The organism is Gordonia sp. VNK1, assembly GCF_040049135.1.
GTDB lineage: Bacteria > Actinomycetota > Actinomycetes > Mycobacteriales > Mycobacteriaceae > Gordonia > Gordonia oleivorans.
In genome coordinates, this window is the sequence record NZ_JBDZDJ010000001.1 from 436339 (window position 1) to 451332 (window position 14994).

Here is a 14994-nt window from a genome sequence, read left to right on the forward strand (position 1 = left end):
CCTCGATACACCGACTCGCAAGCTCGTCGGCACTCGGCCAGCGGGAGTTGCGTGCGCTCGGCCAGCGGGGCTGCGCGCACTCGGCCAGCCGGGGGGTTGCGTGCACTCGATCAGCGCAAGGGTCCAGCGTTCAGCGGAACGCTTCCGCGTCCACGACGAGATCGGTGCGGGCGTCGGCTAGCAGTTCATCGCGGTCCGCGGAGAGAACGAACCCCGCCTCGATCGCAGCGTCCACGGCATCGGCGTACCGCTGCACATAGTCGGTGTCACCGGTGTACAACCCGGCGATGACGGTGGGCGGCAGGGGAGTGGTGACGCCGAAGAGGACACAGATCCGCGGCACGTCGGCGGTCACGACGCCACTGAGGATCTGCGTCGGCACGTCGACGCACGGTGTTCGCACGCCGTCGCGTGCGTTGCCGATGGTGTCGAGTTCAAAGCGCATGCCGTCGCCGGAGTCGACGACGAGAAGTGGTGTGGCGACCGGCGGTTCGGTCTCATCCCGCAGCCACTCGCGCAGATGATGCAGCGCCGCTCGCAACACAAAGCGTTGCTGGCCGCGGTTCACCGGTGCCGGACACCCCAGCATCGATTCGTACTCGCCGATCTGCGCGATGTCGGCATGTGACGTGCCGGCCACCTCCCAGGCGCGGAAAAGCGTCGAATCCGGCTGCCGCGCTTGCACATACTGGAAGTTCGTCAGGACGTCGGTCTCGGTCTGGACGACGAAGACCGGTACCTCGACATCAGCAGAGATCGGTACGGGAACACCGCGGTAGGCCTCGGTGATGTCCACCGGACCGCCCGCATCGCCCAGTGGCAACGTACCCAGCGAACGACTGTGGATCAGGATGCCGTGAAACACGTTGTGTCGACGCGCAAAGTGATTGGTGTAGGTGGTCAAGGCCATCGCCGACTGGGATTCCCCGGCGGCAAGCAGCCGACGAACCGATAACCCGGTCAACGGATGTCCCTCGACATCGGCATCGGCGAGTGCGGCGCCGATCGCGCCGAAGATGTCGTAGCTGTACCCGTCGCCCGGATGATGCAGCGCGGCATAGCGTTCAGGATGCTTGTCGGCCAGGCGTTGCGGTGCCGATCCGTCATCCATGCCCACCGATCCGGCGCCGCCCTCGACGCCGGCGTACTGCGCCGACACCCCCACCCAGGCATAGCCGGAACGGATGATCTCCGGTGCCAGGTAGGTGTATTCGGGTGCGGAGTCGGTTCCGCTGGACACGTTGAACCATTCGACGACGACGTGCCCGTTGAAGTCGGCGTCGTCCTCCGGGCGACGCACCAACACTCGCGTGGCGAACTCTGCGGTGTCCACCTCGCGGAGGTCACCGTCGTCGGCGGCGAACCGTCGGGCCAGACCCGATGCGGAGTACTCGGTTTCGGTGTATCCCGCCGCCGACAGATCCGGTCCGGGATTGGCCGACAGGATGTTGTGGCCATCTCCCCCGGTGAGCTCGGTGAAGGTGATCTGCGTCGGTGCGGACGTGGCAGTCATGTACTCGATCGTATCCGTCAGCCCTGCTGGTCGGCCGCGGCTTTCGCGGTGGCCTTGCGGTGTCGCTTGATCACCTCGCCGAACATCATGTTCATCTTGGTGCCGATCGGCCAACCGACGTAGTAGCAGAGGAACAGGGCGATCTCCTCGAGCTGTTCCGGGGTGAGTTCGTCGTTGCCGAGAGCGGCACCCGCCTGGATCTCCGCGACGTCGACCTGCCCGCCGGCCGCGAGCGCACCGAGCAGGATCAGCCGACGGTCGCGGATGGACAGGCCCTCACGCGTCCACACCTCGGCGAACAGTTGATCGGCGGTATGCGCGAAATGCAGTCCCGGACCGTCGGACATCTCCCAGCCGTACACCTGGGTCATCATGTCCAGGCCACGACGTCGCCGTTCGGTCTGTGTCGCTGCTGCCTGCGGGCTGTCGGTGCTGGTCATGACTCTCCTTCGTGATGCGGCACGCCGAGACCGCGTGCCAGATCCTCATAGGCCTGCGTTCCGAGGGGTAGCTCGACACCGAGTTCTGCGCCGAGGGCCAATGCCAGGGACAGGTCCTTCTCTCCCAACGTTCGCACGTGAATGAAGACGCCGTACCAGAAATCGTCGGGTTCGATCTCGGCGGTCGTGTCGCGCAACATGATCGCGCCGGCCGCTCCGGTGATGGCGTCGGTGTGGCGCACCACCTTTCCGAGTTTGGCGATGTCGATGCCCGCGGCCTCGGCCAACCGGGATGCCTCGGTGGTCGCGGTGAACGAGATGAAGTGCAACAGATTCCGGGCCAGCTTCATCTTCGTGCCGGCGCCGACCTGCTCACCGGCGTGCACGATCATGTCCGCGGTGAGGGAGAACGGTTCCTTGATCGCGGTGTAGGCGTCGCGTGGTCCGCCCACCATGATGGCGAGGCGTCCCTGTTCGGCGCCGGGCGCGCCACCGGAGATCGGGGCGTCGAGAAGTGTGACCCCCTGGGCGGCGCACACCTCGGCCAGCTCCACAGCGGTATCCGGGCCGATCGTCGAATGAACGGTGATGACGGTGCCGGGAGCCGCCGCCGACAGCAGGCCGCCGTCGCCGGCCACCACCGTGCGTACCTGGTCGTCGGTGACCACGCAGATGCCGATGATGTCGGAGGTCTCGGCCAGTGCGGCAAGCGAATCCGCCGCCTGCGCACCCTGATCGACCAGCTTGCCGACCGCCTCCGCGGAGAGATCGAAAACCGTCAGGCCCCCCGGAGCCTTCGCCAGACGAGCGGCCATCGGAGCACCGATATTGCCCAGTCCCACATAGCCGATGCGCGGTGCATCGGCGCGTTGTGCAGCGCTCACGACCGGATGACCTGTCCGCCGTCGACATTGAAGATCTGGCCGGTGATCCAGCTCGCCTCGTCGCTCAACAGGAACAAGCACATTCCCACAAGGTCTTCGGGCGTGCCGAACCGCTTGAGCGGCAGCCGGTTCACGATGTCGTCGACCATCTCCTTGGGAGTGGTGGTCCGCGTGGCCTCGGTGTCGATCGGTCCGGGTGCGATGGCGTTGACGCGGATGTTCTGCCCGCCGAGTTCGGTGGCCAGTTGCTGCGTCAGACCGTTGACGCCGACCTTCGCCAGTCCGTAGAAGCCGCTGTAGAGCCATGCGGCGGTGGAGGATTGGTTGACGATGGCGCCGCCGTTCGTCATGTGCGGGTACACCTCGCGGGTGACGTTCAGTGCGCCGTCGAGATTGACGCTCATGAACTTCTTGTAATAGTCCCACGGCACGGTGATGAGGAAGTCGAGCTTCATGCCGCCGTAGATGGCGGCGTTGTTGACCAGACCGTCGATACTGCCGTAGGCGTCGACGGTGCTCTGCGCCAGCGCTTTCGCCGACTCCGGGTCGGAGACGTCGGTGTGCACGTAGCGGCCACCGATGTCGGCGGCCACCTTCTCACCGGCCTCGTCATTGAGGTCGGCGACGACGACGTTGGCGCCCTCGCCGGCCAAGGCGCGGGCGTAGGCTTCGCCGATGCCGCCGGCCGCGCCGGTCACGATCATGGTCTTGTCGGTGAAACGGGAGGAGGTCATGGGGTTCTCTTTCTGTGATCTCGATACACCGACTCGTTTCGACAAGCTCAACGCAAGGCGCTCGTCGGCACTCGATCAACGGGGGATGGGGGTTTCGATACGCGTCGGGCTCGCTTCGCTCGCGCGTCGCTACTCAACCGGCGGGGGAGGGTGATCTCGTTTAGCGGGTAAGCGGCACTCGATCAACGGGGGATGGGGGTTTCGATACGCGTCGGGCTCGCTTCGCTCGCGCGTCGCTACTCAACCGGCGGGGGAGGGTGATCTCGTTTAGCGGGTAAGCGGCACTCGATCAGCGAGGCGGGTGGACTCACGCCGGCCGGGCGACGGCCTTCGTCTCGAGGTACTCCTCGAAGCCGGCGACACCCATCTCCCGGCCGATGCCGGAGGCCTTGTAGCCACCGAAGGGGACGTCGGCGGAATACCAGATACCGCCGTTGACGCCCATGGTTCCGGTACGAACTCCGTTGACCACCTTGTTGATCCGGTCCTCGTCGGTGCCGTACACCATGCCGGAGAGGCCGTAGGGCGAGTCGTTGGCGATGCGGATCGCGTCGTCGTCATCGTCGAACGGGATGATCACCAGCACCGGGCCGAAGATCTCCTCCCGGGCGACGCGGGCGGAGTTGTCCAGGCCGGAGATGAGGGTGGGTTCGACGAAGAACCCCTTCTCCTTGTCGGCCGGGCGTCCACCGCCGATCTCGATGGTGCCGCCCTCCTCGCGGGCCAGCGCGATGTAGGACTCGACGCGCTCGCGTTGTCGCGCGGAAATCAGCGGGCCACAGATGGTTCCGGGATCGGACGGGTCGGCGGCGGGCAGACCGGCCATCGCGTCGCGGGTCGCGGCGATCGCCTCGTCGAGTTGCGTGCGGGGCACCAGCAGGCGGGTGGTGATCGCGCAGCCCTGACCGGCGTGGGTGACGACGGCGAAAGCGGCCATCGCGCAGGCACTTTTGAGGTCGGCGTCGTCGAGAACGATGAATGCCGACTTGCCGCCGAGTTCGAGGAACACCTTCTTCAGCGTCGCCGACGCCGCCTCCATCACCTTCTTGCCGGTCGCGGTGGACCCGGTGAAGGACACGAGGTCGACCCGCGGATCGGTGGAGAGTTGTGCTCCGACAGCATGATCCGACGACGTGACGATGTTGATGACGCCGGGCGGGAAATCGGTCTCCTCGGCGATCACCTTGCCGACCAACGCCGCCGCCCACGGGGTGTCGGGTGCGGGTTTGAGTACCACTGTGCACCCGGCGGCCAGCGCCGGCCCGATCTTGGCGAAGTTGATCTGGTGCGGGAAGTTCCACGGGGTGATCGCGCCGACGACGCCGACCGCCTCACTGCGCACCTCCCGGTGATTCTTCAGTCCCATCGGCGTGGCCTCGCCGAGGTCGCGGGTCCACTGATAGTTCTCGGCGAGGTCGGCGAAGTAGCCGAGGTCGGTGGCCGGTCCCTCGAACTGGGGGCCGCCGGTGAGGAAGGCGGGTGCGCCGACCTCCGCGGTGGTCAGGGCCTTGAACTCGTCGCCGTGGCCGAGCAGGGCGTCGCGGAGTTGTCGGAGGCAGCGTGCGCGGAACGCGTGATCGCGTGACCAGTCGGTGGTGTCGAAGGCGCGACGAGCGGCAGCGATGGCCGCGTCCATGTCCTCGGCGGTGGCGTCGGCGGCCGCGCCGATCACCTCCTCGGTGGCCGGGTTGACGACGTCGAAAACGCCGCCGCCACCGGGAATGAGTTTGCCGTCGACGAGGAGGTCGGACGCGGACTCGGGTCTGAGAGTCATGAACTGGGCTCCAATGACTGGAAGGGCATCTGACTGGAAGGGCATCTGGACAGGTGTCTGGACTCGCGTTCAAACCTAGTGTAGCGTCGGTCACATGTCCAGCCCCGTGTCCCAGGAATCCACCCGACGACGGTTGACCACCCAGCAGGCCGAGACGGTTGCCCGACTGACCGACGCGGCCGTCGAGGTGCTCAACGAGGAGGGCTTCGACGGGCTGACGGTCCGGGCGGTCGCCAAACGCGCCGGTGTTGCGCCGGCGACCGCCTACACCTACTTCTCGTCGAAGAGTCACCTTGTCGCCGAGGTGTTCTGGCGCCGCCTGGCGCAGGGAGTCGCCGAACCGGACCCGGCCATCGCACCGAAAGACCGTGTGGCACAGGTCCTGCGCGACGTCTCGCTGGTGGTCGCGGGGGAGGGGCAACTCGGCGGGGCGGTCACCGTCGCACTGCTGGGCACCGACCCCGACGTCGAGCACCTGCGGCTGCGCATCGGTGGCTTCATCCGCCAGCGCCTCGCCGCCGCCCTCGAGGTCGACCCGGAGAACCCCGGGCCGGTCGTCGACGCCCTCGAAATGCTCTACGCCGGCGGCCTCGTCCACGCCGGGATGGGGCATCTCAGCTACGAACAGACCTCCGATCGCCTTGTCGCCGCAGCCCACCTACTGATGGAGAACCAGCCGCAATGATGGAGCACATCCGATGACCGACCTCGCCGTCGCCGGCATGGAGCAGCGGATCCCTTTCGATCCGTACGCCTATGACTTCCACGAAGATCCGTATCCCACCTATGCGCGGCTGCGCGCCGACGCGCCGGTGTACTACAACGAGGCCCAGGATTTCTGGGCGCTGGCCCGGCATGGCGACGTGCGCAGCGCCTTTCGTGACGCGGTGAACCTGTCCAACGCGTGGGGCGTGTCGATGGACCCCTCGTCCTACGGCCCCGACGCCCACAAGTCCATGTCCTTCCTCGCGATGGACGATCCGAAGCACATGCGGATCCGGAAGCTGGTGAGCAAGGGATTCACCCCGCGGCGCGTCAACGACCTGTCCGAACGGATCACCGCGCTGACCGACGCGCACTGGGAGAAGTGCTTGGAGAAGGGCGAATTCGACTACGTCGCCGACTTCGCCGGACTGCTCCCGATGGACGTCGTCTCCGAACTCCTCGGCGTACCCGAAAGTGACCGCGCCTTCCTGCGCCGGCAATCGGACCTGTTACTCCACCGTGAAGAGGGCGTCCTCGACATCCCCGAGGCCGCGGTCTATGCCTACATCGAACTGCACAAGTACTACACCGCGCTGATCGCCGAACGCCGTGACAACCTCGGTGACGACCTCGTGTCCGCGCTCATCACCGCCGAGATCGACGACGACGAAACCGGCGAGAAGACCAGCCTGTCCGAGGACGAGATCGTCGGATTCATGGTGCTGATGGTGGTCGCCGGCAACGAGACCACCACCAAACTCCTTGCCAATGCCCTGTATTGGGCATGGCGGCACCCGGCCGAACTCGCCAAGGTGATCAGCGATGTCGACCTCGTCCCAGACTGGACCGAGGAGACCCTGCGGTATGACAACTCCACCCAGATGGTCCTGCGGCGGGTGGCCGCCGACGTCACCTACGGCGACCACACGATCCCCGCGGGACAACGGGTCCTGCTGCTCGTCGGCTCGGCCAATCGCGACGACGACGTCTTCGACGACGCGGCGAGCTACCAGATCGGCCGGGACTGCAGCCAGGCGCTGATGAGTTTCGGTATGGGAACCCACTTCTGCCTCGGAGCGCACCTGGCCCGACTGGAGGCCAACATCGGACTCGCGGCGGTCGCCCGCTCGATCACCTCCGTCGACATCGACATCGACAACGCCGTCCGCGTGCACTCGGTCAACGTCCGCGGATTCGCCGAACTCCCCGTGAAAGTGACGGTGCGCTGATGGCCTTCATCCCTCATCCCACCCGGCGTCCGGTCCTGGTGGCCGGTGCCTCCTCCGGCATCGGTGCCGCGACCGCCGAATGGCTCGCCGCCGCAGGCCATCCCGTGGCCCTGGCCGCACGCCGCGTCGAGAAACTGCAGGAACTCGCCGACAAGATCACCGCCGCCGGCGGTGAGGCCGTCGCCGTCCCCCTCGACGTCACCGACGACGCCTCGGTGCTCGACTGCGTCGCCAAATCACAAGCAGCACTGGGCGATCTGGAGATCGCGGTGCTCGGCGCCGGCGATCTGGCCGTCGGGCTGTCGTACCAGACCACGCCCGAGGACTTCGCCGATCAGATCAACATCCACCTCAACGGCGCCTACCGCGTCTTTCGGGCCGTCATCGGCGGCATGATCGACCGCACCCGCGGCGATATCGTGTTCATCGGCTCCGACGTCGCGATCCGCCCACGACCGTGGTCCTCGGCGTACGTCGCCGCCAAGTCCGGCATCGACGGCCTGGTGTCGACCATCCAACTCGAACTCGAGGGCACCGGAGTGCGGGCCGGAGTCGTCCGGCCCGGCCAGACCCTCACCGGCATGGGCATGAACCTCGACCCGAAGACCACCGAGGACATGCTCAACGACTGGATCAAGCACGGACTCGCCCGGCACGGCAATTTCCTGTCCCCCGAACACATCGCGCAGGCCGTCGCCGCCATGGTCACCATGCCGCGCGGGGCGCACATGCGCTCGGTGGAGGTGGAGGCCGAGGGAGCGGTACCCAAGACCAAACTCAGCAGCAGCCCACAATCGGAAGGACCCGACCAATGACCACGGTGACCACACCCAAACGGGTCTCGGGTGGCGACGGCGAACACGGCCACCTCGACGAACTCGCGTCCGATCCGATCGGCCTGTTCTGGCGGGTCCGGGAGGAATGTGGCGACGTCGGGCAGTTCCAGCTCGCCGACCGCGAGGTGGTCCTCGTCTCCGGTGCCGCCGCCAACGAGGAGTTCTTCCGGGCACCGGAGGAGGATCTCGATCAGGCCGCCGCCTACCCCTTCATGACGCCGGTGTTCGGTGAGGGTGTCGTCTTCGACGCCAGCCCCGAGGAACGGTCGAAGGCGATCCACAACTCGGCGCTCAAGGGCGCGCACATGAAGCAGCATGCGGTCACCATCCCCAATGAGGCAGAGCGGATGATCGCGAACTGGGGTGAGGACGGCGAGATCGACCTCCTCGAGTTCTTCGGGGAACTGACGCTGTACACCTCGTCGGCCTGCCTGATCGGGCGGAAGTTCCGTGAGCAACTCACGAAGCATGTGTCGGAGTTGTTCCACGATCTGGAGAAGGGCACCGACCCGATCGCCTATGTCGACATGCACGCCGACATCGAGAGCTTCCGCCGCCGCGACGCCGCACGTGCGGAGTTGGTCGAGTTCATCCAGGGGGTGATGAACGACCGGATCGCCAATCCCACCGAGAACAAAGAGGATCGGGACCTGATGGACGTGCTCGTCCAGGTGGGTTTCGACGCCAACACCATCACCGGCATGTTCATCTCGATGATGTTCGCCGGGCACCACACCACGCAGGGCACCGCCGCGTGGACGCTCATCGAACTGCTGCGCAACCCCGAGTACATGGCGCAGGTGTACGCCGAACTCGACGAGATCTACGGTGACACACCTGCCGGTGAACGCCCCGAGTACACCTTCGCCCACACCCGGCAGATGCCGAAGCTGGAGAACGCCCTCAAGGAGACGCTGCGGTTGCATCCGCCGCTCATCATCTTGATGCGATTGGTGCAGAACGATTTTCACATCGAGGAGTTCGAGGTCACCAAGGGTCAGATGATCGCGGTCAGTCCCGCCGTCTCCAATCGGATCTCCGAGGACTTCCCGGACGCGGACTCCTTCGATCCGGACCGGTATGAGAAGCCACGTCAGGAGGATCTGGTCAACCGGTGGACCTGGATTCCGTTCGGTGCGGGCCGGCACCGTTGTGTGGGAGCACAATTCGCGATCATGCAGCTGAAGGCGATCTTCTCGGTGCTGTTCCAGAACTACGAGTTCGAGATGGCCCAGCCGCCGGAGTCCTACCACAACGACCACTCCAAGATGGTCGTGCAGTTGGCGCAACCCTGCCGGGTGCGCTACCGCCGGCGCGGCCGAACAGGTGCGTGATGATGCGCATCGAGGTGGATCTCGACCTGTGCCAAGGGCATGGGATGTGTGAGCTGGAGGCCCCGAAGGTCTTTGCGGCACAGATGGATCACGTGGAGATCCTCGATGCGCATCCCGGCGAGGATCAGCGTGCCGAAGTCGAGGCCGCCGTGATGTATTGCCCCACCCAAGCTTTGCGGATCGTCGAAGACGACTGAACGAGAGAATTGAGGACCGAGAACATGGCTTTTGATCGTGCCGAACTGGAAGAGATGAAACAACGCTGGCTCGACGCCAACGTCGTGGCGGAGAAGGCCGGCGACTGGAAACCCCTCGCGGAGTTCTACACCGAGGACGCCACCTACGGATGGAACTACGGGCCGGACAAGGACTTCATGGCCGTCGGACGCGACGAGATCCGGGAGATCGCACTCGGCCAGGAGATGGAAGGTCTCGAGGGCTGGGAGTATCCGTACCAGGAGTGGGTGATCGACGATCGGACCGGATCGATGATCGGCCTGTGGAAGCAGGTGTACGAGGGCACCCGCGACGACGGTAGCCGGTACGCCCTCGAAGGGATTCAGGGCAGCTGGTTCCGCTACGCCGGGAACTTCCAATTCTCCTGGCAGCGTGACTTCTTCGACTACGGCAACGTGTCGGCGCTGTTCATCGAGATGCTGAAGAACAACGCCATGAGCGACGGCATGCTCAAGCGGATCGAGAAGGCCACCGGAGATCAGCCGGGCTGGTATCCGTTCGGCAAGGCCCCGGTCCCGTTCTGGTGAGACGAGCGCACTGAAGATGAGCGAATCAGCCCACTCGTATTCAGATCTCACCGGCGACGAGCTCGCCGGGCTCGTGCCGGAACTGTTGCTGTCGGGGCAGTTGATCGACCGCAGCGGCATGGCGCACCTGATCAGTGCCTTCGGGCGCGAGACGATGACGAAGGTGGCCATCGAGGAATGGATGGCCGCCAGTCCCGTCTACACCCACCGGATGCGGACCGCGCTCGGCATCGACGGCGACGGCGTCGAGGACATGTTCAAATGTCTGCAACTCGACATCGGCGCCCCACCACAATTCATGGACTTCCGGTACGAGATCACCGACAAGTACCACGGATCATTCGTGCTCGATCACTGCGGCGCACTGATGGATGTGGAACCCCTCGGCGACGAATACGTCACCGCGATGTGCCACGACATCGAGGACCCCACCTTCGACGCCACCGCGATCGCCACCAATCGACGTGCGCGGATTCGGCCGATCCACCGGCCGCCACGACGTCCCGTCGATCGGAATCCGCACTGCGCGTGGACCGTCACGATCGAACCCGATCGCGAGGAGCTCCCCCTCCCGGTGGATGCGGAGCAGATGTTCACCACCAACGCCGCGCAGCTCGAACTCAGCCCGATCGACGCGACCGCCGACGGTCTCGTCGACTACCGCGGTGCCCTGGTGGAGGATCTGCAGTTCGCCGAATGGTCGCATTCGGCGTTGGTGCGCATCGCTGAAGAGGTTGCGTTGCAACACCAACTACTCGCACTGGGATTCCTGATCAGTCTGCGCCGGTACGCCGAATCGGCCGAGCAGGTCACCGAGATCTACCGCAAACAGTTCACCGGCATCGCGGGGTTGTCGGCGGATCGGTTGCGGTCGGCGTTGCGGCTAGGTTCGGATGCGCAGGCCCTCGCCGAGGTCATCCGCCTGGTGCCGGTCCTCGGGCCGCGGCAGTACACCGGTGTCACGGCGACGATCGACGGCGACGACGTCATCGTCGACATCCCGTCGGATTCGCCGGCGACGCACGATGGCGGATGGTGCACGCTGCTCACCGTCGATCACTGTGAGCCGTTGCAGGCCATCGGTGTTGCGGTGGAACCGCACTGGACGATCAGTGCGGCGGAGACCACCGACGACGGTCTGCGGGTGCGCTACACCGTGGGTGGTGACGCGCAGAAGGAATCCGGTGAGGTGGCGATCGCGCGGTTCAGTTCCGGGGCCGACTTCTCGTTCACCGACCGGGGCCGGTCCATTCCGATCACCCCGGTCGCCAGCGGCGTCTGATGGCGGGGGTGGGCATGGCCGGACAGGTCGCCGTGATCGCCGGTGCGACACGGGGGATCGGTCTCGCGGTGGCGTATGCGCTGGCCGGTCGAGGGGTGTCGCTGGTCGTCAACGGACGTGACGAGGAGGCGGTGGCCGCCACCGTCGACGAGATCACCGGCGGTGGTGGCTATGCGGTCGGGGTGTGCGGTTCGGCGGGGCAGGCCGGTGTCGCGGAGAAGATGGTCGACGCGGCACTGTCGGGGTTCGGGGCGCTCGACATCGCCATCAATTGCGCCGGCATCGCCGAACCCGCCGGTTCGACGGTCCTCACGATCTCCGCCGACGAGTTCCGTGAGCAGGTCGACGCCCACCTGATGAGTGCCTTCCACATCTGTCAGGCCTCGGGAAAGGTGTTCGCCGAGCAACATTCGGGGTCGATCGTGCTCACCGGATCGGCCGCGTCGCTGGGGACCTTCGGTGGCAGCGGCTACCCGGCGGCCAAAGGCGGGGTGAACGCTCTGGCGCTGGCCGCCGCGGGCGACCTGCAACCGCTCGGGGTGCGGATCAATGTGGTGATGCCGGGCGCGAAGTCGCGGCTGTCCAGCGGTGATGACTACGTCCGTCACATCGAGAGTCTGCACGATCGGGGCATCCTCGACGATTTCACGCGTGATGCGGCCCTCGACCCGGCTCCGCCGGAATATGTTGCGCCGCTCTACACCTTCCTCGCCAGTCCGGCCGCCGAGGGAATCACCGGGCAGATCTTCACCGCGTCCGGCGGTTTCATCGGCCGCTACGATCCGCAGCAGCCGACCTTCATCGCCTACCGTGACCACACGGAGACCGAGCCGTACAGCATGGCCGAGTTGGCCGAGTTGCTGGCGTCGGAGGCGATCTCTCCACAGTGATGACGGGCCGGATCCGAGGCGGCGCGTCACCGTGGAACAATCCATGCAATGAGCGCGCTGATCGATCGGGCCCGGGAATGGGTCGAGCACGACCCGGATGCGGCCACCCGCAGGGAACTGACCACCCTGATCACGTCCGCGCAGGCCGGCGACGATGCCGCGTTGGCAGACCTGACGTCACGTTTCGAGGGGCCATTGGAGTTCGGTACCGCCGGTCTCCGTGCTGCGGTGGGGGCCGGTGAGTCCCGGATGAACGTCGCCGTGGTGATCCGGGCGACCGCCGGGTTGGCGCGCTACCTGCTGGACACGGTGGGTGACGACATCACCGTGGTGGTGGGTTGCGATGCCCGCGACGGCTCTTCGGAGTTCATGGATGCGGCGCTGGAGGTGCTCTCGGGGGCGGGGTTGCGGGCACTTGCATTGCCGAAACGACTGCCGACCCCGGTGACGGCATTCACCGTACGCGGGGCGGGCGCCGACGCCGGGATCATGATCACCGCATCGCACAATCCACCGGGCGACAACGGTTACAAGGTGTACCTGGGAGGGCGTGCCACGGACGCCGACGGAGCCGGGGTGCAGATCGTGCCGCCCGCGGACGCGGAGATCGCCGCGCGCATCACTGTGGCACCACCCGCCGATGAGGTGCCACGCACCACCGAGGGAATCGTTCACCTCGAAGCGAACGTGGTGGACTTCTACGTCATTGTCAACGCCATGGCCCGGCGCTCGACGGAACCGTCGTCGGTGCGCGTGGTGACGACGGCCATGCACGGTGTCGGCGGTGCCACACTGATGCGCGTCTTCGATCACGCCGGCATCACCGACGCCCATCCCGTGCCGGCGCAGTCCGAACCGGACCCGGCCTTCCCGACCGTGGCGTTCCCCAACCCGGAGGAGCCCGGTGCGCTGGACCTGGCGCTCGCGCTGGCCGTCAAGGTGGCCGCCGACGTGGTGATCGCCCTCGACCCGGACGCCGACCGATGCTCGGTGGCCATCCCGCAACGCGACGGGAGTTGGCGGCAGCTCACCGGTGATGAGCTCGGTGCGCTGCTGGGGGAGCAGGCCGCCGAGGATTCGTCGCGGTCCGGGGACGTGTTGGCCTGTTCGATCGTCTCGAGCCGGTTGCTCGGTCGTATCGCCGACGCCCATGGACTGCGGTGGGCGCAGACCCTCACCGGATTCAAGTGGATCGCGCGCACCCCCGGTCTCCGGTTCGGCTACGAGGAGGCCATCGGCTACTGCACCGACCCGAAGGCGGTTCGTGACAAGGACGGGATCGGTGCCGCCGTCCGCGTCGTGACACTCATCGAAGAGCTTGCCGCAGAAGGAAAGACACTCGAGAATCAACTCGATCACCTGGCCCGGATGTACGGGTTGCACGCCACCGGTCAGCTCAGCATCCGCGTCGCAGATGTGACGCTGATCGGCGACGCCATGACGCGACTGAGGGCGAACGGCATTGCGTCGCTGGCCGGTTCGCCCGTGGTGCAGTACACAGACCTGGCGCTGGGCGACGCGGGATTGCCGCCGACGGACGGGCTGCTGTACCGAACGGCAGCCGACGACCGCGTCATCATCCGCCCGTCGGGCACCGAACCGAAACTCAAGTGCTACGTCGAGGTGATCCTGCCCGTCGACGAGGCCGGCGACATCCCGCGCGTAGCCGCAGCACAGCGCATCGACACGATCAAGGCGGAACTCGCTGCGCTGCTGCAGCTTTAGCTCGACCGACAGGCGCGCTGGTCGAGCCGGTCCGCCCGCTGGTCGAGTGCACGTAACCCCCGCTGGCCGAGTGCCGGCGATCTTGAGAGTCGGTGTATCCGCCGGGCCGAGCTTGGCGAGGTCGAGGCCACTTCCGTATGCCGACAACGCAACAGCTACCCCCGCTGGTCGAGTGCGCCGCGCGAGCGTAGCGAGCTCGTCGCGTATCCGCCGGGCCGAGCCTGTCGAGGTCGAGACCACCCTCGCAAGGTGAAAGTGTCGGGTAAGCAACCGGTTCCGCAACCCCCACTGGTCGAGTGCGCCGCGCGAGCGTAGCGAGCTTGTCGCGTATCCGCCGGGCCGAGCCTATCGAGGTCGAGACCACTTCCGCAAGTCGAAAGCTCCACCCAAGCAACAGCTCCCACTCACCACAGTGGCCTCGATACGGGGCTCCGCAAGCTCCGCCCCACTCGGCCAGCGGTGGGCAACCCCCGCTGGTCGAGTGCGCCGCGCGAGCGTAGCGAGCTCGTCGCGTATCGAGGCCACTTCCGCAACTGGACATCCAAACCGGGCCACGCCAACCGATTCCGCGCCGGAAAAACTTGTCGGTGGTCGTCGCTACACTTGACTCAGTTCAGTTGATCCGACCGAGCAGAGGAGGTGAATATCATGGCCACCAACATGATTGGCAGTAGCAAGGCACCAGAGTTGTCGATGACCGCCGACGACGCGGCCATGATCGATCACCTCCCCGTCGAGGCGGCCACCGCCCTGGCCCGATCGTTGCAACGCCAGGAACGACAAGTGATCGCACGGAAAGTGTTGTCGGCGGCGCGGATCGGGCACACCGTATACGACGAGATGCTGCTCTCGGGCCATCAGACCAACGTGCACACCACCGGTGC

The 14994-nt window shown here is 66.1% G+C and carries 15 protein-coding genes; 10 read left to right on the plus strand and 5 right to left on the minus strand.

The window, feature by feature from the left end; all coding sequences use genetic code 11:
• Positions 1-130: 130 nt before the first annotated feature.
• The 5 genes from ABLE94_RS01820 to ABLE94_RS01840 all read right to left on the minus strand — a co-directional run bounded on the left by ABLE94_RS01820 (position 131) and on the right by ABLE94_RS01840 (position 5345).
• Positions 131-1513 (minus strand): alpha/beta hydrolase domain-containing protein, encoded by a 1383-nt coding sequence (locus ABLE94_RS01820; protein ID WP_348807878.1) that lies wholly within the window; start codon positions 1511-1513, stop codon positions 131-133.
• Positions 1514-1530: 17 nt separating this feature from the next.
• Entirely contained in the window at positions 1531-1953 is a 423-nt protein-coding gene (locus tag ABLE94_RS01825; RefSeq protein ID WP_348806794.1) for a carboxymuconolactone decarboxylase family protein, read from the minus strand.
• Positions 1950-2837 carry an NAD(P)-dependent oxidoreductase gene (locus ABLE94_RS01830; RefSeq protein ID WP_348806795.1) on the minus strand — a complete coding sequence of 296 codons (888 nt, stop codon included), beginning with the start codon at positions 2835-2837 and terminating at the stop codon, positions 1950-1952. The genes ABLE94_RS01825 and ABLE94_RS01830 overlap by 4 nt, the downstream gene beginning before the upstream one ends.
• Positions 2834-3571: an SDR family oxidoreductase gene (locus ABLE94_RS01835; RefSeq protein WP_348806796.1), complete on the minus strand. Its 738-nt coding sequence runs from the start codon at positions 3569-3571 to the stop codon at positions 2834-2836. The genes ABLE94_RS01830 and ABLE94_RS01835 overlap by 4 nt, the downstream gene beginning before the upstream one ends.
• A 307-nt stretch (positions 3572-3878) precedes the next feature.
• Positions 3879-5345 (minus strand): aldehyde dehydrogenase, encoded by a 1467-nt coding sequence (locus ABLE94_RS01840; RefSeq protein WP_348807879.1) that lies wholly within the window; start codon positions 5343-5345, stop codon positions 3879-3881.
• 94 nt (positions 5346-5439) lie between these two features.
• Between ABLE94_RS01840 and ABLE94_RS01845 the strand changes: the two genes are divergently transcribed.
• From ABLE94_RS01845 to ABLE94_RS01890, 10 genes are all read left to right on the plus strand, one after another.
• Positions 5440-6030: a TetR/AcrR family transcriptional regulator gene (locus ABLE94_RS01845; RefSeq protein WP_348807880.1), complete on the plus strand. Its 591-nt coding sequence runs from the start codon at positions 5440-5442 to the stop codon at positions 6028-6030.
• A 13-nt stretch (positions 6031-6043) separates the two neighbouring features.
• The gene (locus ABLE94_RS01850; RefSeq protein ID WP_348807881.1) at positions 6044-7279 is read left to right on the plus strand and encodes a cytochrome P450; all 1236 of its coding nucleotides are present in this window, start codon (positions 6044-6046) and stop codon (positions 7277-7279) included.
• Positions 7279-8094, plus strand: a complete 816-nt coding sequence (locus tag ABLE94_RS01855; RefSeq protein WP_348807882.1) for an SDR family oxidoreductase — start codon at positions 7279-7281, stop codon at positions 8092-8094. The genes ABLE94_RS01850 and ABLE94_RS01855 overlap by 1 nt, the downstream gene beginning before the upstream one ends.
• Positions 8091-9449, plus strand: coding sequence for a cytochrome P450 (locus tag ABLE94_RS01860; RefSeq protein WP_348807883.1), 1359 nt, complete (start codon positions 8091-8093; stop codon positions 9447-9449). The genes ABLE94_RS01855 and ABLE94_RS01860 overlap by 4 nt, the downstream gene beginning before the upstream one ends.
• Before the next feature lie 2 nt (positions 9450-9451).
• Positions 9452-9646 carry a ferredoxin gene (locus tag ABLE94_RS01865; RefSeq protein ID WP_348806829.1) on the plus strand — a complete coding sequence of 65 codons (195 nt, stop codon included), beginning with the start codon at positions 9452-9454 and terminating at the stop codon, positions 9644-9646.
• Between the two features lie 24 nt (positions 9647-9670).
• Positions 9671-10213, plus strand: a complete 543-nt coding sequence (locus ABLE94_RS01870; protein ID WP_348807884.1) for a Cif family virulence factor — start codon at positions 9671-9673, stop codon at positions 10211-10213.
• 16 nt (positions 10214-10229) lie between these two features.
• Complete coding sequence (locus tag ABLE94_RS01875; RefSeq protein ID WP_348807885.1) at positions 10230-11495, plus strand: hypothetical protein; 1266 nt, start codon at positions 10230-10232, stop codon at positions 11493-11495.
• Between the two features lie 14 nt (positions 11496-11509).
• Positions 11510-12385 carry an SDR family NAD(P)-dependent oxidoreductase gene (locus ABLE94_RS01880; RefSeq protein ID WP_425476108.1) on the plus strand — a complete coding sequence of 292 codons (876 nt, stop codon included), beginning with the start codon at positions 11510-11512 and terminating at the stop codon, positions 12383-12385.
• A 48-nt stretch (positions 12386-12433) separates the two neighbouring features.
• Positions 12434-14110 carry a phospho-sugar mutase gene (locus tag ABLE94_RS01885; protein ID WP_348807887.1) on the plus strand — a complete coding sequence of 559 codons (1677 nt, stop codon included), beginning with the start codon at positions 12434-12436 and terminating at the stop codon, positions 14108-14110.
• A gap of 648 nt (positions 14111-14758) precedes the next feature.
• A partial coding sequence (locus ABLE94_RS01890) for a hypothetical protein (RefSeq protein WP_348807888.1) occupies positions 14759-14994 on the plus strand: 236 nt, incomplete at its 3' end.